The sequence below is a fragment of the Bifidobacterium apri genome (genome assembly GCF_009299485.1).
GTDB lineage: Bacteria > Actinomycetota > Actinomycetes > Actinomycetales > Bifidobacteriaceae > Bifidobacterium > Bifidobacterium apri.
Genome location: NZ_WBSO01000004.1, coordinates 87,215 through 109,917, shown reverse-complemented (window position 1 = coordinate 109,917; position 22,703 = coordinate 87,215). Strand labels below are relative to the sequence as shown.

Here is a 22,703-nt window from a genome sequence, read left to right as displayed (position 1 = left end):
GTCATTCCGCTCCCCACCCGTCGCATCAGCTGTTATCCGCGGCGGATTCCGCCCGGTTTTGTGGGGGTATTCGGCTTATGTGCAATGCTTACGCGCAACGAATCTGTACTATGCGTAGGGCTATTGCGCGATTCCGCCACGGCCACACAACCGCAATGATACAATAAATGATACAATAAATGATACAATACACGCGGCAAGGATGACCATGCTCTCACGCGAAAGCGAAACCGTCGAGTTCAAGAAAACCACTGCGCAGCTTAAAGAAGGCGTCATATCCCTGTGCGCAATGCTGAACAAGCATGGCGAAGGAACCGTGTATTTCGGCGTGAAGGACGACGGCAGTATCGCCGGACAACATGTCGGGAAAAAGACAACCTCCGACATCTCCCATGAAATCAGAACCAACCTCAAACCGCTCCCCGACATCAGCATCGACATCCACAGCATCAACGACAAAACCATCATCGCAGTGCAAGCCAAAGGCACGGACACCCCGTATTCCGCATACGGCAGGTATTACACTCGCGTCGACGATGCGGACACATACATGGATTCCAACCAGCTCCTGCGGTTCTTCGAATCAAAAGATACAACATACTCAACCTGGGAAGAGCAATCATCCGGCTGCGGCATCGACACAGTGAATGAGGATCTTCTGATCCAATACATCCGAACCGCAAACGATGCCGGGCGCATGCACTATATCTTCAACAACACATCCGAAGCGTTGAACAAGCTGAATCTCATCGCGAATGACGGGCAGCTCAACAACGCCGGCCATTTCCTCTTCGGCAACGACGGTCCCGTACTGCTCAAAGAAGTCATGTATCCCACCGACGACAGGCGGGATTTCGCGGATCTGAAGCAATACCACGGCAACATCCTTGAATGCATCCAGGAAGGCATGCGATACATCGAGAACAACATCCGGTACAGCGCGCGCATCGATGGACTGCAAAGGACAGAAACGCCTGAGATTCCCATCCGCGCCATCCGGGAAATCATCGTCAACTCATTCGCACATTGCCGATACCAGAAGGGGGACAGCAATGCAATCACCATCACCCAATCACGTGTGACCGTCTACAACCCCGGTGGGCTGCTGCATGGCACTGAGCCACGCGACTTTGCCAGCGGCCGGGTAGGAAGTAAAATCCGCAACCCCCTGATTGCCGCTGTGCTATTCAAGAATGGCATGATTGACGCATTCGGCACCGGTTTCGACCGGACATTCAAAGCATGCGCCGAGAGCGGCGTGGAGTACTCATACCGAAATGACGAATTCGGTTTCACGTTCACATTCGCGCGGAAAAGCACGGAAGCGAGCAGGACGATACCGGGCCGGTCGGAACGTTTGAGGAACGACACCGACAGGCGCATCATGGAGCTCATATCGAAAGACCAGTACATCACCACAACAGAACTGGCGGAGCACATCGGAGTGTCGCGCCCGACCATCGCCCGCCATATCAAAGGACTCACCGAACGCGGAGTACTCGAGCGCGTCGGTTCGCGCAAAAGCGGGTATTGGAAAGCCCTGTACTGACCCCTTGCGTGTGGCGGATTGTCGGCGATTTTGCGGGGGTATTCGGCTTATGCGCGGCCGATTCTGCTCGGAGTTGCGGGGATTCGGCTTATCAGCGGCGGATCCCGGCCGGTTTTGCGGAGGGTATTCGGCTTACGCGCGGTGGATGTGCATCACACGTACCATCGACCGGACCGCCGCACCGGCATGCTGGGCGGCCAAAGCCATGTCCGACTGGTGGCGATTGAGGTCTTCATATGCCTCGCCACAGCGATTGCTCATCGCACGCACGGCGAGGAAAGGAACGTGATTTTTCGCGCACACGTGAGCGACCGCAGCGCCCTCCATCTCCTCGCAGTCGCCGTGCCAGACGCGGCGGGTGTGATCAAGCACCTCGGGATCGGTGTTGAACTGGTCGCTGGTCGCGATGGTGCCGAGCGAGTATCGGCTGGTGCCGTCAGAGACCGTGGCAGCGTCTGTGTCGTCGGCAGCGTCTGTGTCGTCGGCAGCGCTCATCTCGGCGAGCGACGGAACGCGACGATACCCCTGCTCGTCCAGCACCCGGCAGGCGAGCGCGGAAAGATGATCATCGGACGCATAGGTGTGCAGGAAGGGGTCGCATTCGGCGATGATGTCGTTGTTGGTTTCCAAATACACCAGTGAACGGCCGATTACGATGTCGCCGATCTCCAACAGCGGATTGAGACTGCCCGCAATACCGCTGAATATCAGGGTTTCCGGATGATATTCGCAGATGAGCATCTGGGCGGCGGCGCCAGCGGCGACCTTCCCCATACCGCCTACGCATACGACGACCGGCACATCGCCAAGTTGACCGGCGACCAGATCCGTGCCATACCGCCGGCTCCGCTCGGCACCCTGCAAGGCATTGACAATGGGTTCAGCTTCCAGCGGCAGCGCACACAGCACCGCAACGCGATGATGAGTCTCCATACCTTCGATCGTCGGACACGGTTGCGACATTCGGCGGGGTTGTTGATGCGTCCGACGAGATCGCGCCGAATCCAGCCACTGTGCGACACAACAATCACACCGCTGACAGTTAGCCACCAAACAGAACCGGATTCCTGCTATATCTCCACACTGTGCGACTCGTCAGTCACACAGCAGAGCGATTGCCCTATGACACGACTGGAATCCGCAGGTATCCGTCAGCCATGCGACCAAACCGTCACACAGCAGGGCGGTATCTCATCGAACATCGTCGAACATCGATCGAACCATACTGCCGCCCCGCGTCCATCAACCCGCACCACCACCGTCACTGCCGCTCACTGCCAACGGGAAAACCCACCGTCACCGCTCCCACCGTCACCGCCACCATCACACCCACCTGTCCGCCGCAATCGATACGCCAGTCGTGAAATCCGCATCATACCGCGGACAATCGCTTGGCTCGTGACCCCCGGCAAGTACGATGGAGGCATGAGCAACACACCAACCTGGACCAACCCGCTGCGCGACCCGCGCGACCTGCGTCTTCCGCGCATCGCCGGCCCATGCAGCCTGGTGATTTTCGGCGTGACCGGTGATCTGGCTCAGAAGAAGCTCCTGCCAGCCGTATACGACCTGGCAAACCGCGGCCTGCTGCCGCCGAGCTTCGGACTGACCGGCTTCGCCCGACGCGACTGGACCAACGAGCATTTCATCGAATTCGTCAAAACAGCAGTCAAAGCCCGCTGCCGCACCCCGTTCAAGGAATCCACGTGGGAGAACCTCGCCAAGGGCATCCGCTTCGTACAAGGCACTTTCGACGATCCCGCCGCATTCGAACGGCTGAGCAACACCGTGCAGGAGCTTGACCGCGACCGCGGCACGCAAGGCAACCACGCCTTCTACATGTCAGTACCGCCGCGCGCATTCCCGCTCGTATCCAAGCAACTCGCCGCATCCGGCCTGTCACGCTCCAGCGAAGGCGCATGGCGGCGCGTCATCATCGAAAAGCCGTTCGGCCACGACCTGCAGAGCGCCAAGGAACTGGACCGCGTGGTTTCTGAAGTCTTCGACCCGAGCTCGGTGTTCCGCATCGACCATTATCTCGGCAAGGAAACCGTACAGAACATTCTCGCGCTGCGCTTCGCGAACGAAATGTACGAGCCGATCTGGAACTCCAACTATGTGGATCACGTGCAGATCACGATGGCCGAGGATATCGGCATCGGCGGCCGCGCCGGTTACTATGACGGCATCGGCGCTGCACGCGACGTCATCCAGAATCATCTGCTGCAGCTTATGGCGCTCACCGCGATGGAGGAGCCGGTCAGCTTCTCTGCGCAGGATCTGACAGCCGAGAAAACCAAAGTGCTCTCCGCCGTCCGCCTGCCCAAGGATCTGCGCGCCAATACGGCCCGCGGCCAGTACGCTCGCGGCTGGCAGGGTTCGCACGAGGTGGTCGGCTATCTGGACGAGAAAGGCATCGACAAGTCAAGCACCACGGAAACGTATGCTGCGATCCGTCTCGATGTGGACACCCGCCGTTGGGCCGGCGTCCCGTTCTACCTGCGTACCGGCAAGCGTCTGGGCAAGCGCGTCACCGAAATCGCCGTCGTGTTCAAGCGCGCCCCGCACCTGCCGTTCGAACAGACCGCGGTCCGCGAGCTGGGCAGCAATGCGGTCGTGATCCGCGTGCAGCCGGATGAGGGCGTGACCATGCGATTCGGCGCGAAAGTCCCCGGCGGCTCCGCGATGGAAGTGCGTGACGTATCCATGGACTTCAGCTATGGCCGTTCCTTCACTGAAAGCTCCCCGGAAGCTTATGAACGTCTGATTCTTGACGTGCTGTTGGGCGATCCGCCGCTATTCCCGACCACTGAGGAAGTGGATTTGAGCTGGAAGATCCTCGATCCGATTGAACAGTTCTGGTCGACGCTCGGCCAGCCGCAGCCGTACCGCGCCGGCACGTGGGGCCCGACGGAAGCCGATGAGATGCTGGCCCGTGACGGCCGCCATTGGAGGATGCCATGATTATCGACCTGCCTAATACTCGAACCCGCGAAATCTCCGCGAAAATCGACGAGCTGCATGAGGAACGCGGCGAGTCAGCGACCGGGCGCGTACTCACGCTGCTGATCCGTACCGACGACGCCGAGCTTGAGAACTCGCTGGAAGTCGCGAATGCGGCAAGCCGCGAGCATCCTTGCCGCGTGATTGCGATTGTGCCGAACACGCAGGTGAATGCCGCCTCCGGAGCACCTGCCGACGAGACGACCGCCCAAGCTTCCGACGCCGACGCGGCTGATGAATCCAATCTCGACGCGCAAGTACGATTCGGCGCGGACGCCGGCGCCGGCGAAGTGATTGTGCTTCGCCCGCGCAACGGCCTGATCAATCACCTCGACACGCTGGTCATCCCGTTGCTCGTGCCGGACGCGCCGGTCGTGGCCTGGTGGCCGACGAACCCGCCGTCCAACCCGTCGAAGGATTCTCTGGGCGCCATGGCGTCCAGCCGCATCACAGACGCGATGCGTTCCAGCAACCCGGAAGCCACCATCGAACGGCTCCGCCGCAACTGGTCCGCCCAGGATGTGGACCTGTCGTGGACACGCCTGACCGTGTGGCGTGCCATGCTCGCCTCCATGGTCGATCAGCCGCCGCACATCCCGATTGTGCACGCTCGCGTCATCGCGCCAAGCGATTTTCTGCCAGCGGACCTCTTGCGCGCATGGTTGCAGCTCAAGCTCAACGTGCCGGTTGATTTCGAGGCCGACGAGAACGCTGAGGCCGTCACCGGCGTGTATCTGACCCGCGAGGACGGCGGCGTGCTGTCGCTGGAACGCCCGCACGAGGACCAGTCGATCATCAGCGTTCCCGGGCAGACCCCGCAGCCGATCAGCGTGCCGGTGCGTACGCTCGAAGACTGCCTGACCGAGGAGCTGCGCCGAATGGACCCCGACGAGGTCTACGCGGACGTCATCAACAAGGGCTGGGATCTGATTTCGCACTGAGCCAGGCGGATTTCTGCCGCGTAAGGCATGCTGGCTCAGGAACGCCCGGTCGTATAGCACTGATGGGCAAGTGTTGTATGACCGGGCGTTCTTGGTATGTAGCGGCATAATCAATCCGCTCTCCCATCGCCAATCAGCGGGCGAAGGCCTCGCGGATTACGGATTCGGCGGGTTTGTTGTAGAACTCGTAGTAGCGGTCGGAGGCTGCAGCGTCGGCGCTGTACAGGACCGGCGGCCAGCTCCACAGCACGCAGCCGCGGATCCAGTCGCGCGAGGCCATCGCGTCGAACAGGCTGCGATACCAGTCTGCCTGCGCTTGCAGATCGACCGGTCCTTCGAGCGTCCAGCTGTTGGGGATGTGCTGCGATCCGGCGGTGGACATGCAGCCGGCTTCCGCGAAGAAGAACGGCTTGCTGAAACGCTTCACGACCTGTTCGATGCGGTCGAGCTGCCGAGGCCAATCCTCAATCGGGTAGTAGCCGCTCGCCGAAATCATGTCGCATGCGTCCCACCAGCGCACGTTGTGCTCCTGATATTTGTCGGTGTTGTAGCTGATCGGGCCGTCATAACAGTCACGCACGGCGGCGATGATCTGCCGCCACTGCTGTTCGCGATGCTCACTCATCACCATTTCGCAGCCAGGGATGAACAGGTCTACGCCCTCCTGCTGCGCGAGCCGAGCATAATGCCGCTGAAACGCTTCATATTGAGCGAACCAGACGCTCCACTTCGGTTCGCACACTACGTCCTCGTCAAAGAAGCTGATGTAGGCGCGCCACGTACCGTCGGTGCAGTTGACCGTGGGTTTGAGGCCGACCGCCATGCCGAGGCTGCGGGCGAGGTGCATCATGTCGATGAGTTCGGCGTCGGACATTGTGGCGTCCGTGGTGTAGTCGATGCGCTGGCTTTGCGGGTGTTCCTGTGCGCCGAGCGGTACGAATACCACCATATTGGCGCCTGTGCGTTCCTTCATAATGCGTAGGCTTTCGCAAGCCTGGGCAGTGGACAGTTCGCCGCGGCGGGCGAACGGGGCGAAGGTGATGCCGTGGATTTGTTTGGGCAGCATACGATTCTCCTTTGATGTGCTGGCGCTTGTGCGGGCGGGCTGTGTCGGGCGGGCTCGGCGCGAGGGGCGACTGGCGACACGGCACGTCGGGCGCTTGAGTGTGTGCCGGGCAAATCCCAGTACTTCCAAGCGCGCATCCGGGTGCATCCAAGCACATATCCGGGTGCATCCAGTTGAACCCGAGCACGTAGGCCGAGCGCTAGCGGATGTGCATTCGCATCGCCGGGCCGACGCGCACAGCTTCGTATCCCTGCGCATTTGTATCCGTCCGCATTCCCAAGCATAACCGCTTAAGTTATTGCGACAGGCCGAAATCAGGAATTAATACCACCAACGATGGCACAACAGGACGCACGGCAGGACGCCGGAAAACCCACCGGGCACAATGCAGCGCCGCCGATTCCCGCGCGGCGACTATGCTGGCAAGAAGATCCAACAACACGCCCGCCAAACGAATGCCGGCACGCCGAATTGCCGAATCAGGAGGAATCATGGCCAAACGCACACTCGTGGTATACCCGACCAAAGATGCAGTCGCCCAAGCGGGAGCACAACGGCTGCTGCTCGCCATCGCCGACATGCTCGGCGAACGGCTCGACGGCGGCAAAACCCGCAACCGTGTCGACGTGGCGCTCACCGGCGGCTCAGACACCATCAAAGCGTTGGAATACATGGCATCCAACCCGCTGACCGACACCATCGACTGGACGCGCGTGCACTTGTGGTGGGCGGATGAGCGGTTCGTTGCCGCCGACGACAATGATCGCAACGCACTGCAGGCGCGCCGCATGCTGCTCGACCGGCTTGTCGCCGATGGGCGGCTGCCCGAGTCCAACATCCACGAGATGGCCGCAGATACGCGAAATGCTGCGGATATCGCAGCGGCAGACGACGCGACGACCGACACACTGCTCGACAAGGCGGCGCGCGCATACGAACGCGAGCTGACCCGTGAGCTGGGTGCCGTACCGGTGATGGATATCGCCGTGATGGGCATGGGGCCGGACGGTCATTATGCATCGCTGTTCCCGGGGCATGCCGAGGTGTCCATCGCAGACCGACTGGTCGTCGGCGTGAACCACTCCCCCAAGATGCCGCCGCTGCGCCTGAGCATGACCGCCCCGCTGCTCGCCCAGACGCGCCGCATGTGGTTCCTGACCGCCGGCGCCGGAAAAGCCGACGCGCTCGCCCACGTGTTCGCTACACGCAATGACCCCGCTTGGCCATCATCCTTCGCGGACGCCACCGGCGAACTCGTCTGGTTCACCACGCCCGACGCGGCTGCGCAACTGTAAGGCGCTTGCGAATCGTTTGCGAATCGTTTGCGAATCGCTCACGTCCGTTTCTCACAAACTGGCTACACTGAGAGACCAATAAGCGCAACCAGTTGGTGAGAATCCGAACATCCCGACCCAAAAGGCTCACATCTGATCCCCACAAACTAGCTACGCCGAGAGACCAATAAGCGCAACCAGTTGGTGAGAATCCGAACATCCCGACCCAAAAGGCTCACATCGCGAAAGCTCACATCGCGATTCTTCAGATGTCGGTCCGCAAACCCGACGGAAGAGGTTGATTCCTCGAGCGCTTGCGCAATCGGCATAGCCGCCTGCGCGACCGGTTCCGTAAGAGCCTTAGAATCCCAACGATTTCGAGACGCACGATAGGCAGCCTGGGCGCTGAATCTCGAAGAGTCCATCAGATGGCGTTCGGTCGCGAGATGTTGACTGTTCCAGCGATCTCGCGACGGGTTGAATCGAAAGACACTGAGATTGATTGGGCGAGAAGGAACGCTGCCAGCGCTCTTTGGATATCGGATATCGTTTGGATGCCGTTCCGATGTCGGTGTGTATTGCGGACGCGGGCGTGCCGATTGCAGGCGCGTCTCACAGCTGCTGGAGCCCGTCACGAATCACCACAAGACGCCGAACCCCCGGATATTCGCGGGAGTTTAGGGCGAAAGCATGAATCTGGCGGAGTTCTCCCCAAAACGGCTTTGAGGCCGATTTTTGAGAATCGCGGAATTCCAACGTTCTTGTTGGGAAATCATGCATGAGAATGCCGGATTCTCGTAAACTCCCGCGTCCGGCACGGGAGTTTAGCGAGGAATTACCTAAATCAGCATAAACTCCCGCAGAATCTGGGAGATTAGGGCACGACAAGGACTATCAGCATAAACTCCCGGGCCAGCCAACGTTCAGCAGGCAAAACGACATCAAGACAAACAGCTGCCGGTGCCCACGGCGACCCAATTACACAAACTGGTTACGCTGAGAGAGTCGTCAGCGTAACCAGTTTGGAGGCATCTGATTTGCAAGGGCGCGGCCCGGCTCGCCTCCGGCCCTGCAATTATTGACCGACCTACGGCCGGGCTCAATATTTACTGCGGCGCGCACTATCGCGCCCCGCAGCCGAACCCTCGACACGGCCCACCGGGCCGTGCCTACCGTCCTGAAATCACGCAGTGATTTCGGGACGGCCGGGTTCGGCCCACAACGTGTGGAAGGCGCCCGGCTCGTCGATGCGGCCGTAAGTGTGCGCGCCGAAGTAGTCGCGCTGGCCCTGAATCAGGGCGGCAGGCAGACGGTCGGAACGCAGGCCGTCATAGTAGGACAGCGAGCTGGCGAACGCCGGGGTCGGCATGCCGTTCAGCGCAGCCTTGGCGACCACGCGACGCCACGAATCCTGCGCCTTGGCGATCGCATCCTTGAAGTACGGGGCGAACAGCAGCGAGATATCAGCCTCGCCGGATTCGAACGCCTCAGACACGCGGTTGAGGAACTGTGCGCGAATAATGCAGCCGCCACGCCAAATCCGCGCCACCGCAGCCAAATCAATATTCCAGCCGTACTCCTTGGCGCCGGCCTGAATCTCGTCGAAGCCCTGCGCATAAGCGACGATCTTCGACGCATACAACGCGTGGCGAATATCCTCAATGAACGCGGCACGCTCCGCCGGCGCGACATCAAGCTTCTGCACGGGGCCCGCGAGATGCTGCTTCTGCGCTTCGGCACGCTGCTCGGACATGCCGGACAGGCCACGCGCGAACACCGCTTCGGCGATGCCCGTCACCGGAATCGCAAGCGACAGCGCGGTCTGCACGGTCCATGTGCCGGTGCCCTTCATGCCTGCACGGTCAACAATCACGTCCACCAGCGCCTTGCCGGTCTTCGCGTCCACCTGATGCAGCACTTCAGCGGTGATTTCAATCAGATACGAGTTCAGTTCGGTCTTGTTCCACTCCTCGAACACGTCACCAATCTCAGCGGCGTCCATGCCGAGCCCGCGGTGCATCAGATCGTAGCTTTCCGCGATAAGCTGCATGTCCGCGTATTCGATGCCGTTGTGGACCATCTTGACGAAGTGGCCGGCACCGTTCTCGCCGATATGCGTAACGCACGGCTCACCTTCAGCGACAGCCGCGATGGACTTGAGGATCGGTCCGAGGGTCTTCCAAGATTCCTCGGTGCCGCCGGGCATAAGGGACGGGCCGTTGAGCGCGCCTTCCTCGCCGCCGGACACACCGCAGCCGACGAAGTGAAGACCGCGAGCGCGAATCTCCTTCTCGCGGCGGATGGTGTCTTCGAAGTAGGAGTTGCCGCCGTCGACGATGATGTCACCCGGCTCCATGGCGTCAGCGAGTTCGTTGATCACCGCGTCGGTCGGGCCGCCCGCCTTGACCATGATGATTGCGGTGCGCGGACGCTTGAGCGAGGCGACGAACTCTTCGATGGTCTTTGACGGCACGAACTTGCCTTCGTTGCCGTGCTCGTTGATGAGCTTTTCCGTGCGCTCGTAATGCCGGTTGTACACGGCGACGGTGTTCCCGTGATGCGCCAGGTTGCGGGCGAGGTTGGAGCCCATTGCCGCCAGTCCGACGACGCCGATATTTGCTGTAGCTTCTACGGCCATTACGTTACCTTTCCCAAATCCAATGACACGGTCCGATGACACGTTCATACACAGGAGCGGCGATTGCGCCGCCTACGTCAGCTGCCAGTCTATCGCGAGGCTTGGGCGGAGCGCCTGTCGCGTTCCACGAATACGCCCAGAGCGGCACTGCGGATGGCGCTTGGCGGATGGCAGTTGGCGGCTAGAGCATCGCGTGCGTGCGGGCTTGTCAAGTCCGGATCGGGTATTTGTCGGATACCTCACATTTTGGATGCCGATCGATACCGTCGCCATCCCGCCCGCGCACGCCCTGGAATCGTTCTCTTGACTGTGATGGATGACTTCCGGCAATCACTACATATAGTGGCGACACGCTCGACACGCCACTAGCGATGGTGGTTTTTCGTTCCAGCGTGGTCGTGTAGCGTAGCAGTTCCGACACCACCGCGACAGCCTCGGACGACAGCCTCGGACGCGCTGCCGGGCGACGCTTTCGACCAAGGAGGACAGTTGACCATCACCGTGTTCACCAAACCGCAATGCCAACAATGCGAGGCGACCAAACGTCGTCTGCACGACCGGGGCATCGCATTCGAAACCGTTGACTTGAGCGAGAACCCGGAAACGCTCACCCAGTTGATACACGCCGGATACCGGCAGGCGCCCGTCGTGATCACGCCGGATGCCGCCTGGTCGGGCTACAGGCCGGATCTTATCGACGCGCTGGCTGGAACGCTCACAACCGCCGATACAAACGTTCAGCCCGCTCTCGCGACCGACGGGAACCAGGCATGACCGCAACACCAGCGATATCGGGCACGATACCCGGCAGCACTGCGATTACGCCACAGTCGCGTATCGCCTCGCCGCGCACGCCGGAACCGGCACTAACACCGGCAGAACAAGCGCAACACGAACAGGCGCAGCCGGCTCAATCCGCGAGCGCCCCGGAATCCAACGCCATCGGCACGCATATCGGCGCGGTCGTGTACTTCTCCTCGGCATCGGAGAACACCGCCCGGTTCATCGCACACTGCCGTCTGCCCGAAGTCGGAATCAACGTCTACCGCATCCCGTTGCGCCCGAAAGACGCCCCGCTGGTTGTCAACGAACCATTCGTGATCGTTGTGCCAACATACGGCGGCGGCGACATCTCGAAAGCCTTGCCGCCGCAGGTTCGCCGCTTTCTCAACGACCGCGGCAACCGCAGTCAGCTGCGCGGGGTCATCGCGTCCGGCAACACGAATTTCGGCGACGCGTTCTGCGCCGCTGGTGACGTGATCGCCGCCAAATGCCACGTGCCGTTCCTGTACTCCTTCGAACTGACGGGCACGCCGGAGGATATGCGCAAGGTCCGCGAAGGCCTGCACGGCTTCTTCTCGCAGCTCGCGTCATCGAAACCGGCAGGAGCCGACTGACTCCCATCCATTCACCCACCATCCACAGCCCATCCACAGCCCCATCAGACATCAATCAACATCAGAAAGTCCAAGATGACCACAACAGCACCACAGCCCCAACTCGCCATTGTGCCGGCAACCCCCGATTATCACGCCCTCAATGCAATGCTCAACCTGGTCGATGACCACGGTCGCATCCGGTTCGACGCCGACCATCAGGCGGTTGAGGCGTATATGCGCGACCAAGTTGAGCCACGTACCATGCGGTTCGCCTCCACTCGCGAGCGTCTCGACTACCTGCTGACGAACGGCTATTATGACCGTCACGTCTTTGACCAGTATTCGGACGATTTTCTGGACAGCTTCTATGACCATGTGGAACATCAAGGCTTCATATTCGAGACCTTCCTAGGCGCGTTCAAGTTCTACGCGTCCTACGCGCTTAAAACCTTCGACGGCTCGCAGTATCTGGAGGATTTCCCACAGCGTTGTGCCGCTGTCGCTCTGGAGCTTGCGGACGGTGACGAGCAGCGTGCGATCGAGTACGCAGACGCCATCATTTCCGGCCGCTACCAGCCCGCCACGCCGACCTTCCTGAATCTTGGCAAAGCGCAGCGCGGTGAGGCGGTGAGCTGCTTCCTGCTGCGTATCGAAGACAATATGGAGTCGATTTCGCGCGGTATCAACGCGGCTCTGCAACTGTCCAAGCGCGGCGGCGGCGTAGCGCTCCTGCTGACGAACCTGCGCGAGGCGGGCGCCCCGATCAAGCGCATCGAACACCAGTCAAGCGGCGTGGTGCCGGTTATGAAACTGCTCGAGGATTCGTTCAGCTACGCGAACCAGCTGGGGGCACGCCAGGGCGCCGGCGCGGTGTATCTCAACGCGCATCACCCTGATATCATGCGCTTCCTCGACACCAAGCGCGAGAACGCAGACGAGAAAATCCGCATCAAATCGCTGGCCCTCGGCGTGGTGATTCCGGACATCACCTTCGAACTGGCCAAACGTCGCGAGCGTATGGCCCTGTTCAGCCCTTACGATGTGGAACGCGTCTATGGCGTGCCCTTCGCCGATATTTCGGTGACGGAACGCTATGACGAGATGGTGGCCGATGACCGCATTCGTAAAACCTATATTGACGCGCGCGAATTCTTTATGACACTCGCCGAATTGCAATTCGAATCCGGCTACCCGTACATGCTGTTCGAAGACACCGTCAACCGCGCGAACCCCATCGACGGACGGGTGACCATGAGCAACCTGTGCTCCGAAATCCTGCAGGTGCAAGAGCCGAGCACCTACCGCGAAGATCTGGGGTATGAGCATGTGGGCCGCGATATCTCCTGCAATCTGGGCTCACTCAATATCGCCAAGGCGATGGACGGTGGCCTCGCCGCGAGCGTTGAAACCGCCGTGCGAGCGCTCACCTCAGTCAGCGACCACACACGGCTTGATTGCGTGCCATCCATCCGGCGCGGCAACGAGGAAAGCCACGCGATCGGCTTAGGACAGATGAACCTGCATGGTTTCCTCGGCCGCGAGGGCCTGCGTTACGGCAGTGATGAGGCGCTCGATTTCACGGATATGTATTTCCTGACCGTCGCCTACCACGCCTACCACACTTCGCACGAGATCGCCGTCGAACGCGGCACACGATTCGCAGGGTTCGCCGACAGCGCGTACGCCAAACCTGCCGGCGACGGCAATTATTTCGACAAGTACATCGACGGCACCTATCGCACCGAACCGCGGACCGATACCGTGCGCAAGCTGTTCGCCCGATTCGGCGTAGCGATTCCTTCGTCCGATGATTGGCGTGCCTTGCAAACCGACGTGCTGCGCGACGGCATCTACAACGCCTACTTGCAGGCTGTGCCGCCAACCGGGTCGATTTCGTACATCAACCATTCCACGAGCTCGATCCACCCGATCGCCGCGCGCATCGAAATCCGCAAGGAAGGCAAAACCGGCCGCGTGTACTATCCCGCGCCATACATGACCAACGAGAACCTCGGCTTGTTTGAGGATGCGTACACCATCGGCTGGAAGGCGATCATCGACACGTATGCCGAAGCCACGAAGCACGTGGACCAGGGGCTGTCGCTCACACTGTTCTTCCCCGACACCGCCACAACACGCGACCTCAACAAAGCGCAGATCTACGCGTGGCGCAAAGGCATCAAGACGCTGTATTACATCCGCATCCGCCAGCAGGCGCTTGAAGGAACGGATGTGGAGGGATGCGTCAGCTGCACGCTGTGAAACGCGCAATCGCCAAGTCCCTGCCATCGACAATTCCCGTCACCGAAATCCAAGTCACCGAACGTCACTGCGAACCGAAGGACCATCATGATCAACACCACAACAATCCGCGCAACCGTGCCGAGCGCCGCAACGCCAGACGCAACCGTACCGACAGCGCACCGCACTGTCCGCATCGCCGATGACGCGATGATGGACGCGTCCATCACCCCGGCGCAATACCGGTACCATCACGGTTCGCGCGTGCGGCCCATCAACTGGAACCGCATCATCGATGACAAGGATCTCGAAGTATGGAATCGACTCGTCGCCAACTTCTGGCTGCCGGAGAAGGTGCCGCTCTCCAACGACGTGCCCAACTGGCGCGCGCTGAGTGAACGCGAGCGCACCACTACCGTGCGCGTGTTCACCGGTCTCACGCTGCTTGATACCACGCAGGCCACCATCGGCGAGATCTGCCAGATTGAGCACGCGCGCACCGAACACGAGCAGGCGGTGTACACGAATATCGCGTTCATGCAGTCCATTCACGCACGTTCGTACTCGTCAATTTTCTCCACCTTGTGCTCCAGCGAGCAGATTGATGAAGCGTACCGTTGGGCCGTGGGCAACGACATCCTGCAGGAGCGCGTCGATACCGTGCTCGAACAGTATGAAAGCGACGACCCGCTCAAACGCAAGGTCGCCGCCACGCTGCTGTCGTCGTTGCTGTTGTACGCGGGTTTCTATCTGCCGCTGTATTTCGCAGCCCGCGGCACCATGATGAACACCGCTGATATGATTCGTCTCATTCTTCGAGACAAGGCGATCCACGGGTATTATTCAGGCTACAAGTTCCAGCGCGGACTTGAGACCCGCAGCGCCGAAGACCAGCAGATGCTGCACGACTTCACGATGGACCTGCTCGACCGCCTCTACGAGCTGGAAATCGAGTATTCCAAGGACGTGTACGCGGGCTTCGACTTCCTGCCCGATGTGCTTGCGTTCGTGCGATATAACGCGAACAAGGCACTCATGAACCTCGGCTACCCCACACGCTTCACCGCCGAGGAAACCCAGGTGAGCCCGGAAATCCTGGCTGCGCTGTCACCTTCGGCGAACGAAAACCACGATTTCTTCTCCGGTTCAGGCTCGTCCTACGTGATGGGCAAGGCCGAGGAAACCGACGACGACGATTGGGATTTCTAGGTCGGAATCAAAAAGTCGGATTCCGAACGTCGGAATCCGTCTCGTCAACCCTCAACCGATGGCGCATCCAGAACAATCGTGTTCCTGGATGCGCCATCGGTGTTCTCCGGGTGCACCCTTCAGGAACCCTCGACACGCCGGGAACATATGTGATGGCGCTCACGCTGCGACCTGCGAATATAGAACGCGCAAGCAAGCATATAATTATTTCAATATTGATATCTTCCGGTCAACGCATCCGACTGGAAGATGTCACAACTCGCCGAAAGATATATCGAAGTATCCCGGCAGATGAAGAGAGACAGCCTCCGCAGGCGGAAGCTGATAACAGAAGAAAGAGAATAGCGCGGTATGAGCAGTATCACCGTCATTCGTCGAGGTTCGGGCACGCCCAGAACCTATCGCAGCACCCACTCGCAACTGGGGTACACCCTAGTCGAGCTTCTGACCGTCGTCATTATCATCGGCATCCTCGCCGCCATCGCAGTACCGGTCTACACGGGCTCCCGCAAAGCAGCGTGGAACGCCGCGACCCTGTCTGATGTGAAAAACGCGTCAAGCGTCATCGAAACCTACAGCTCGGAGCTCGGCGGAAAACTGCCCCCGAGCTTTGAACGCAAAGCAAGCCCCAATGGCCGCATCTACACGTTGAAAACATTCGATCAGGAAGCCGGCACCAATACCACCTCGGATATCCAGCTCACCATGTCGCCCAACATCTCGCTGTGCTACACGCCAGGAACCGCTTTCGTAGACAAGGACGGCAACACCATCCCATACACGCCCGATAAGCAGACTGGCGATTACGGCGTCTACAACGGCCAGAACTACCGCATCTACGCCACGAACAGCAACAATCTCGACGTGTATTATGTCTACGATTCCGCGACCGGGCAACTGTCCAAGGAACAGAACCCGGACCATATACCGGCGTCATCCCAAGACACCGAGGGCTCAACGTCCAAAACAACCACGAAGACGAACGGACACAACGGCCGGTGGCGCTACGGAACTGTCGGAACGATCATGCTGCCCCACCCGACGCTGTGGGGAAGTCCCTTCGGCTGGGGCGGAGACCGGGACTGGGGCGGCTGGCTGCCGTGGAATCCCGGAAAGAACAAAGGCAAGAATCCGGGCAGAGGCGGCTCCGGAGGCGGCACCACCACCGAGAAGGAGACAGGAATCACCTACTGCGATCTTGAGCTGTATTACCATCTGTACGGCAACTGACCGCCAATCGCGGCTGTCGTGAACAGTGCTGGCCACGCCAACGACGGCTAACCGACTCCCGGCGCGCCATCGGCTGTCTTCGGACATGCTCCAGGCACGCACGAGCGGCCACCGCGCAACTCGCGGAATCCGCAGCCACAGATCCGTCGAAGTCAGGCAATACGCCCGGACTTCGACGGGTCGATGGTCATGGTCTGGAACCGGTGCTGCATATACGCATCATCGAAATGCTGGGCGAAGAACTGCGTGACCGGGGCGTTCTGCGGCACGCCAGAAACGCGGCTGTACCAGCAGTCCAGCGCCATCAGCGTCATCACGATGTCAACCAGCATCAACACCGTGCACACCGCAGTCAACGAATACCTGATCTTCCACGGAATCCTGTTGATCAGACGCAACAGGTACGGCAGCACGAACTTAATCCACGCCAACCCGAGCAACCCCCAAAACACCATATATTTGCCCGACGTGCGCCCGCCGATAGACAACCATTGACCGGTGTAATCCCACGCAGTGATGCCGAACGCCGCCTCCATGAACCAACTGACGAAGAACTCGAACGCACCGCCGATCACCGCACTCGCGAAGAAAATCAGCACCGCGTTCTTACGCCACAACCGGTTCAAGCACACGGTCAGAATCACCGCACCGCAACCATAAATCGGAGAGAACGGCCCCCAAAGCAGACCCGCGCGATCCTGATATTCGTGCACAAGCACAAAATGGTAGATGGTCTCGATAATCAGCCCCACCACGCAACCGACGACAAACAGCCAGAAAATATTGAAATAGTCAAGGGAAATATAGCCTTTGCCACTCTGGTCGCGGCCGAGCATATCCTCTTGGACGGCCTTGTCATACGCCTCGCGGTCGTCCATACGTTTGAGATGCCATTGCAGCTGGCGTTCCTGCAACAGCGCCGGGTCCAGCGTCACCGACAGGGCGACCAGGATAGTCATCTGGATGAACGGACCGAGCAGGTTGGTGCCAAACCCTTCCAACGCAAGCGACAACATGCCATGCGCCAAGGTGAGCGGCATCAGCGCGTAAGCCCAGCGGGCGGCATGATGCCGGCGGCTGCGCAGCAATTGGATGCCGAACACCGCCATGCATGCGGCGTCGGCGATCAGCACAACCACTTCGACGCAGGAAAGGATGAACGGCAGCGCAAGCGCATCGATGGTGACCTTGCCGTCGAGAATCTGGCGGATGCTGTAGGTGAGTTCGTAGATGATCAGCGGGATGGTGCACACGCCGAGCACCATGACCAGGCCGCCGTACAAGCGGGTGATGAACGGCAGGGTGTGTTTGCCGTTGTCGAGCAGCTGCGATGATTCCTCGTCGGCGTTCAATTGGGTTGCTGTCGCTTCACGCTCGGCAGCGGTAACCGTCAGCGCCGCAATCGCGCCGGATACTGCGGACAGGCCGGAGGGGGTGCTGGGTGTGTGAACTGCGGGGGTGCTGGCCGCAGTCGAGATGCTCGCGACGGAAGCATCAGCTGCGGTGGAAGTGCGCGCTTCGCCGGAGTTATCGCCCTTCCCGGCGGTATCACCTGCGTGTGTGGTGTTGCTCGCATCACGCGCCGGTGCCGGCTCGCCCACGCCCGCCGATTGAAGACCGGCATTATCAGTTCCTGTCATGCGCTTCTCCTGTCCAACCAATCGCCCAACCGAAATCCGCAAGGACCCGTGCGTCGCCACGATGCATTGTTGTCAACATATCTGGTTCTAACGTAACATCAGCCCGGCCCGCACCATGCGGCACATGCGCGCCCTGCCGGACAAACGTGGAATTCTCAATATCTTGCCGAAACAGACATCACCGCGAGATTTTCAGACTTTGTTCCTAACATCTCTCGAAATATTGCATCACCCCACAAACCGGTTTCGCTGGCAACGCCCCCAGAGTAGACAGTTTGCGTCGGTGCGACAACCGGTTTCGCCCAGTGAGCCGCCAGCACTGGCAATCCCGCGCTTTCAGGTTTCCTCCATGATTTTGACAGACCGCCATACATGACTTTTTGGATGCCCATATGCGGATTGGCAGTGAGCCCAAGGGTTGATGAGGTTAGCTGAAATCAATAAGAAAACCGGGCGACATGGCTCGGCGGTCCACGATAAGCCGCACATACCGCGGCACAGCGAGGACAGCGAATCGATATTGAAGGGAGCAACTATGAGTGCAGATCAACAGGCGCAGAACCCGCAAAGCAAGCGGAGCCAAGATGCGCAGGCGACGCAGCAGATTCAGGACACACTGCAGACGCAGCAAAATGCCGACGCCAAGACACCCGCGACGGACGGAAAAGCCACTGCCAACAAGGCATCCATCGCGAATACACCCGTAGGCGAGGCAGTCGGCGGCAAGGCGACCGGCGACGACGCCACAGCGAGCAGTGGCACCGCAGCGAACGGCGACACCGTGGAAGCGCCGAACATCGACGGCGTTTCTTGGAACTGGGCCGCCACGCATCGCGGCGAAACGCAGCAAGCAGGCGCTGAAACCACAGCGCAGGAACCCGGACAGGCAGGTCCAGCCGGTACGGCCCCGGCAAACGACACAGGTCGAGCAACCGGCGCGGGCGCGGCGCAGATTCCACCGCAAGCGTCACCGTACGGGTATGCGCCCCAAGCTTACCCGCAACAGCCTTACCCGCAACAGCCGCAATACCAGTCACCGTATGGGGCTCCCGGAGCATACCCGGCACCGGTACCAGTACCTGTGGGCAATCAGAAGAAACCGAAGAAACCGTCGAAAATTCGCGCGTTCTTCGCCAGCCTCAACACCGGTACCATCGTGTTCGCCGCTGCGGCGGCACTGATTTGCGGGCTCCTCGGCGGCGTCGCGGGCGGATTCATTGTGCGTGCGACCACGCCCAGCCGCCAGCAGCAGACCGTGCAACCATACGGATACGGCCGCATGATGCCGGGCAGCTCAAACGGGTCGGGATCAAGCTCAGGCAATGGATCCGGAAACGACAGCTCAAGCTCGTCAAGCGATGAAAGCGGCCTCGGTCTCGGCACGAACGGCATCTTCAACGACACCGGCAGCATGTGAACCGCTGGCGAAATGCAGCCGTAATACCGTCAGAGTCGGCGACTGCGGTATACCCTGCAGCCGCCGACTCTGACGGTATTACGACTCATACGCGGCCCGCACCCGCCGCCGGTGGACCGAACCGATCTCGAGGCCCGATCTGCGAATCAGTCCACGCAACAAGAAACCAGCAGAGGCAGTAGAACCGATGGGCAATAGAGTCAAAGAACCAACAACACCAAAACCGACAACACCAATGAACCAATAGAAAACATCAGAGACCAGTGGCCAACACCAGAGCAGAAAACCGGCTGAAACACGCAATCCCAACCAACGACCCACAACATATCCACGCACATCAAAGCCACCCCGAGGCGAACCGTCCCTGACGGAACCGGACGCAGCATATCTAGACACACCGAGACGACACGCGCAGAAGCGTCAATCCGGCAGCGAACTCTTCCACACCCGCCGTTACGCTACTTATCTCGTAGCGCTACGTGTCGCGTATCGCTTTTACCATTGAGATATGCACGTCAAACGAGTAAGGGGCCGCCATATGAGGAATGCGTTGAAAATCCTGCACCGCGATCTTCTGCGCTGGATCAAGGCCCCCACCGCTTGGGTGATTGCATTCGGCCTGTGCCTCATTCCGCCGATGTACGCGTGGTTCAACGTGCGCGGCTTCTGGAACCCGTACAACAACACCAACGGTATCAAAGTCGCCGTCGCCAACAAAGACAAAGGCACCACCAGCACGCTTACCGGTAACCTGAACGCAGGCAAACAGGTCGTGGCCGAGCTGAAGAAGAACAAGCAAATCGGCTGGACCTTCATGAGCGAAAGCGACGCCTTGAAAAGCGTCGAATCCGAACGCTGCTATGCGGCGATCATCATCCCCTCCGATTTCAGCGATTCCCTCGTCAACGTAGTCACCGGCAGCGGCGACCGGCCCGAACTCAGCTACTACGTCAACGAAAAAGCCAACTCCGTGGCCACCAAAGTCACCGATACCGGCGCCAACACGCTTGATCAGCAGATCAACAGCAATTTCGTGTCCACAGCAAGCAAAGCGATTGTCAACATCGTCAACAAAACCGCCGACACTATCGACGACCAAGCATCCGCCGCGGGTGGCAGCGCAGCCAAAGACCTCAGAACCACGTCCACCAATCTGGCGACCATCCGCCAGATCATGACCGACCTTGACACAACACTCGCGCAAGTGCCCGCAAAAACGGCGGCATCACGCGCATCCTTGAACACCGCCACCCAACTGGCAACACAGGCGGGCAACGGGCTGGCCGGCACCTCGCAACTACTGAAAACCGCTCAAACCGGCATCAACGCCTTCGCCGCGGAATCCTCAACCGCACTCGACACCGGCTCCAGCCTGCTCTCACAAGCCAGCTCGGAGACCAGCCTCACCGTCGCCGCGCTCGGCACGGCACTGGCCAAAGCCAACGGTTCAGTCCAAACCGCGCTCGACGCCACCCAAAACGTCAGCGATACGAACGCCACCATCATCACTGAACTCACCGAGCTGAACACCGATCTGAGCAACGCCGGTGTCGCCACCGACGCCAGCACTGCGGCGCTCAAACGCCTCCAACAGCAGAACGACAATCTGCAAGGCTCCATCAATGATCTGAACGCCTTGAACCGTGATATCAACAACACCGTAACCGCGGGCACTGCCGCATCGCAATCGTTGAACACCGCCACGCAAAACACACTCAAATCAACCGATGAGGCTCGCAACACCATCAACACCAAGGCTATGCCGCAACTCAACAGCGGGCTGAGCAGCCTCGCCTCGACCAGCGCGACGCTCAGCGCCTTGGTCACCGGGCAGGACTCACTGATCACACAAGTCAACACCGTGCTCGACCAGCTGGATCAGTCCGCGGCCAGCACACGCAGCGCCATCAGCAGCGCCGGCAACAGTCTCGACCGCGTGCAAAGCAAAGTAGACACCCTCGCCACGGATCTGACCGCATTGAGCACATCAAACGCGCTGAGCAACATCCTCGGGGAAAACGGGAAACTCGACGCCAAGAAAATCTCCGAGTTCATGCTCTCCCCCACCGTGCTCTCCACGAAAACCCTCTACCCGGTGAATTCATACGGCTCAGCCATGGCGCCCCTGTTCACCGCTCTGGCACTGTGGGTGGGAGCTTTCGCGCTCACCGTCATCCTGCGCACCGAGGCCGACGACGACGGCATCGACAACGTGACGCCAGGCGAACGTTACTGGGGTCGATGGCTGCTTCTCGCGATTATCGCGGCCGGGCAGGGCATCAGCACAACAGTCGGCGAAATGCTGCTCGGCGTGCAGGCGGTCAATCCGTTCGCCTTCGTAGGCACCGGTATCATCGTCGCGCTCGTCTACCACAGCATCATCTACGCGCTGGCCACCACGTTCCTCCACATCGGCAAAGGCATAGCCATCGCTTTGGTGATGGTGCAGATTCCGGGCGGAACCGGCCTGTACCCCATCGAAATGATGCCGAGCTTCTTCCGCAAGGTGTACCAACTGTTCCCGTTCACCTATGCAATCGGCGCGCTGCGCGAATGCATCGCCGGCTTCTATGACGGCCAATGGCTTGACGACATCGGCAAACTCATGATCTTCGCCGTCGCGTTCTTCATCCTCGGCCTCTGGCTGCGTCCGAAAACCGCCAACTTGAACCGTCTGTTCACTCGTGAACTCGAGGAAGGCGACATGGTCGTCAGCGAGAAGATGGAAATGCCCGGCCGCACATACGGCTTGACGCAAGTCATCCGAGCGCTTTCCGGCCGGGACGAGTACCGCGAGCGCATCGAACGCCGGGCGGCCCGCTTCACCCTGCTCTACCCGAAGCTCAAACGCGCAGCACTCATCATGGGCATAGTCGTGCCAGTGATTCTCGCCGTCGTACTGTCCATTCTCACGCCGAGTAGCAAAGTCAACGCCATGGTTATCTGGCTGATTTGGATTCTGCTCATCATGGGGTTCCTTATGGCCATCGAGCTCATCAAAGACAACATCGAGCGGCAGACACGCCTCGGCAACCTTGACGAAAGCGCGATCCAGCAGATTCTGCTCGACGAACAAGACAACCGTCCGAGCCGTCTAGGAAGGCATTCCGCATGAC

The 22,703-nt window shown here is 60.0% G+C and carries 16 protein-coding genes; 11 read left to right on the top strand and 5 right to left on the bottom strand.

The window, feature by feature from the left end; all coding sequences use genetic code 11:
- Positions 1-208: 208 nt before the first annotated feature.
- Positions 209-1,549, top strand: coding sequence for an RNA-binding domain-containing protein (locus DSM100238_RS04260; RefSeq protein WP_167511030.1), 1,341 nt, complete (start codon positions 209-211; stop codon positions 1,547-1,549).
- Between the two features lie 132 nt (positions 1,550-1,681).
- On the opposite strand, the gene DSM100238_RS04255 is transcribed toward DSM100238_RS04260, so the two are convergent.
- Positions 1,682-2,482, bottom strand: a complete 801-nt coding sequence (locus DSM100238_RS04255) for a 5'-methylthioadenosine/S-adenosylhomocysteine nucleosidase (protein WP_240812335.1) — start codon at positions 2,480-2,482, stop codon at positions 1,682-1,684.
- Between the two features lie 492 nt (positions 2,483-2,974).
- On the opposite strand from DSM100238_RS04255, the gene zwf reads away from it, so the two are divergent.
- Positions 2,975-4,513 carry a glucose-6-phosphate dehydrogenase gene (zwf, locus tag DSM100238_RS04250; protein WP_152355465.1) on the top strand — a complete coding sequence of 513 codons (1,539 nt, stop codon included), beginning with the start codon at positions 2,975-2,977 and terminating at the stop codon, positions 4,511-4,513.
- On the top strand, positions 4,510-5,493 hold the full coding sequence (locus DSM100238_RS04245) for a glucose-6-phosphate dehydrogenase assembly protein OpcA (protein ID WP_152355464.1): 984 nt from the start codon (positions 4,510-4,512) through the stop codon (positions 5,491-5,493). The genes zwf and DSM100238_RS04245 overlap by 4 nt, the downstream gene beginning before the upstream one ends.
- 133 nt (positions 5,494-5,626) lie before the next feature.
- On the opposite strand, the gene DSM100238_RS04240 is transcribed toward DSM100238_RS04245, so the two are convergent.
- Entirely contained in the window at positions 5,627-6,559 is a 933-nt protein-coding gene (locus DSM100238_RS04240) for a glycoside hydrolase family 113 (protein ID WP_152355463.1), read from the bottom strand.
- Between the two features lie 491 nt (positions 6,560-7,050).
- Here DSM100238_RS04240 and pgl point away from each other — a divergent pair, with 491 nt between their 5' ends.
- Positions 7,051-7,854 carry a 6-phosphogluconolactonase gene (gene pgl / locus DSM100238_RS04235; protein WP_152355462.1) on the top strand — a complete coding sequence of 268 codons (804 nt, stop codon included), beginning with the start codon at positions 7,051-7,053 and terminating at the stop codon, positions 7,852-7,854.
- A gap of 1,162 nt (positions 7,855-9,016) precedes the next feature.
- Here pgl and gndA read toward each other — a convergent pair.
- Positions 9,017-10,471: an NADP-dependent phosphogluconate dehydrogenase gene (gndA, locus tag DSM100238_RS04230; RefSeq protein ID WP_152355461.1), complete on the bottom strand. Its 1,455-nt coding sequence runs from the start codon at positions 10,469-10,471 to the stop codon at positions 9,017-9,019.
- A gap of 489 nt (positions 10,472-10,960) precedes the next feature.
- Between gndA and nrdH the strand changes: the two genes are divergently transcribed.
- The 5 genes from nrdH (at position 10,961) to DSM100238_RS04205 (ending at position 16,530) form a co-directional block, all read left to right on the top strand.
- Positions 10,961-11,245: a glutaredoxin-like protein NrdH gene (gene nrdH / locus DSM100238_RS04225; protein ID WP_152355460.1), complete on the top strand. Its 285-nt coding sequence runs from the start codon at positions 10,961-10,963 to the stop codon at positions 11,243-11,245.
- Positions 11,242-11,868: a class Ib ribonucleoside-diphosphate reductase assembly flavoprotein NrdI gene (nrdI, locus tag DSM100238_RS04220; protein WP_152355459.1), complete on the top strand. Its 627-nt coding sequence runs from the start codon at positions 11,242-11,244 to the stop codon at positions 11,866-11,868. Before nrdH ends, nrdI begins: the two co-directional genes overlap by 4 nt.
- A gap of 75 nt (positions 11,869-11,943) precedes the next feature.
- The gene (gene nrdE, locus DSM100238_RS04215; RefSeq protein WP_152355458.1) at positions 11,944-14,112 is read left to right on the top strand and encodes a class 1b ribonucleoside-diphosphate reductase subunit alpha; all 2,169 of its coding nucleotides are present in this window, start codon (positions 11,944-11,946) and stop codon (positions 14,110-14,112) included.
- A gap of 192 nt (positions 14,113-14,304) precedes the next feature.
- Positions 14,305-15,300: a class 1b ribonucleoside-diphosphate reductase subunit beta gene (gene nrdF, locus DSM100238_RS04210; RefSeq protein ID WP_205730688.1), complete on the top strand. Its 996-nt coding sequence runs from the start codon at positions 14,305-14,307 to the stop codon at positions 15,298-15,300.
- 351 nt (positions 15,301-15,651) lie between these two features.
- On the top strand, positions 15,652-16,530 hold the full coding sequence (locus tag DSM100238_RS04205) for a type II secretion system protein (RefSeq protein ID WP_152355457.1): 879 nt from the start codon (positions 15,652-15,654) through the stop codon (positions 16,528-16,530).
- Positions 16,531-16,682: 152 nt separating this feature from the next.
- On the opposite strand, the gene DSM100238_RS04200 is transcribed toward DSM100238_RS04205, so the two are convergent.
- Positions 16,683-18,170: a putative ABC transporter permease gene (locus tag DSM100238_RS04200; RefSeq protein WP_152355456.1), complete on the bottom strand. Its 1,488-nt coding sequence runs from the start codon at positions 18,168-18,170 to the stop codon at positions 16,683-16,685.
- Between the two features lie 155 nt (positions 18,171-18,325).
- Positions 18,326-18,562 carry a hypothetical protein gene (locus tag DSM100238_RS09325; protein ID WP_167511029.1) on the bottom strand — a complete coding sequence of 79 codons (237 nt, stop codon included), beginning with the start codon at positions 18,560-18,562 and terminating at the stop codon, positions 18,326-18,328.
- Positions 18,563-18,705: 143 nt separating this feature from the next.
- Here DSM100238_RS09325 and DSM100238_RS04195 point away from each other — a divergent pair, with 143 nt between their 5' ends.
- Together DSM100238_RS04195 and DSM100238_RS04190 are read left to right on the top strand one after the other, a co-directional pair.
- The gene (locus DSM100238_RS04195) at positions 18,706-19,587 is read left to right on the top strand and encodes a hypothetical protein (RefSeq protein ID WP_152355455.1); all 882 of its coding nucleotides are present in this window, start codon (positions 18,706-18,708) and stop codon (positions 19,585-19,587) included.
- A 538-nt stretch (positions 19,588-20,125) separates the two neighbouring features.
- Positions 20,126-22,702 carry a YhgE/Pip domain-containing protein gene (locus tag DSM100238_RS04190; RefSeq protein ID WP_152355454.1) on the top strand — a complete coding sequence of 859 codons (2,577 nt, stop codon included), beginning with the start codon at positions 20,126-20,128 and terminating at the stop codon, positions 22,700-22,702.
- The last annotated feature ends 1 nt before the right edge of the window (position 22,703 follow it).

Bases quoted from the DNA above. Each gene is read 5' to 3' on its own strand.
- DSM100238_RS04260 (WP_167511030.1), top strand. From the start codon at position 209: ATGCTCTCACGCGAAAGCGAAACCGTCGAGTTCAAGAAAACCACTGCG.
- DSM100238_RS04255 (WP_240812335.1), bottom strand. From the start codon at position 2,482: ATGGAGACTCATCATCGCGTTGCGGTGCTGTGTGCGCTGCCGCTGGAA.
- zwf (WP_152355465.1), top strand. From the start codon at position 2,975: ATGAGCAACACACCAACCTGGACCAACCCGCTGCGCGACCCGCGCGAC.
- DSM100238_RS04245 (WP_152355464.1), top strand. From the start codon at position 4,510: ATGATTATCGACCTGCCTAATACTCGAACCCGCGAAATCTCCGCGAAA.
- DSM100238_RS04240 (WP_152355463.1), bottom strand. From the start codon at position 6,559: ATGCTGCCCAAACAAATCCACGGCATCACCTTCGCCCCGTTCGCCCGC.
- pgl (WP_152355462.1), top strand. From the start codon at position 7,051: ATGGCCAAACGCACACTCGTGGTATACCCGACCAAAGATGCAGTCGCC.
- gndA (WP_152355461.1), bottom strand. From the start codon at position 10,471: ATGGCCGTAGAAGCTACAGCAAATATCGGCGTCGTCGGACTGGCGGCA.
- nrdI (WP_152355459.1), top strand. From the start codon at position 11,242: ATGACCGCAACACCAGCGATATCGGGCACGATACCCGGCAGCACTGCG.
- nrdE (WP_152355458.1), top strand. From the start codon at position 11,944: ATGACCACAACAGCACCACAGCCCCAACTCGCCATTGTGCCGGCAACC.
- nrdF (WP_205730688.1), top strand. From the start codon at position 14,305: ATGGACGCGTCCATCACCCCGGCGCAATACCGGTACCATCACGGTTCG.
- DSM100238_RS04205 (WP_152355457.1), top strand. From the start codon at position 15,652: ATGAGCAGTATCACCGTCATTCGTCGAGGTTCGGGCACGCCCAGAACC.
- DSM100238_RS04200 (WP_152355456.1), bottom strand. From the start codon at position 18,170: ATGACAGGAACTGATAATGCCGGTCTTCAATCGGCGGGCGTGGGCGAG.
- DSM100238_RS09325 (WP_167511029.1), bottom strand. From the start codon at position 18,562: ATGGGCATCCAAAAAGTCATGTATGGCGGTCTGTCAAAATCATGGAGG.
- DSM100238_RS04195 (WP_152355455.1), top strand. From the start codon at position 18,706: ATGAGTGCAGATCAACAGGCGCAGAACCCGCAAAGCAAGCGGAGCCAA.
- DSM100238_RS04190 (WP_152355454.1), top strand. From the start codon at position 20,126: ATGAGGAATGCGTTGAAAATCCTGCACCGCGATCTTCTGCGCTGGATC.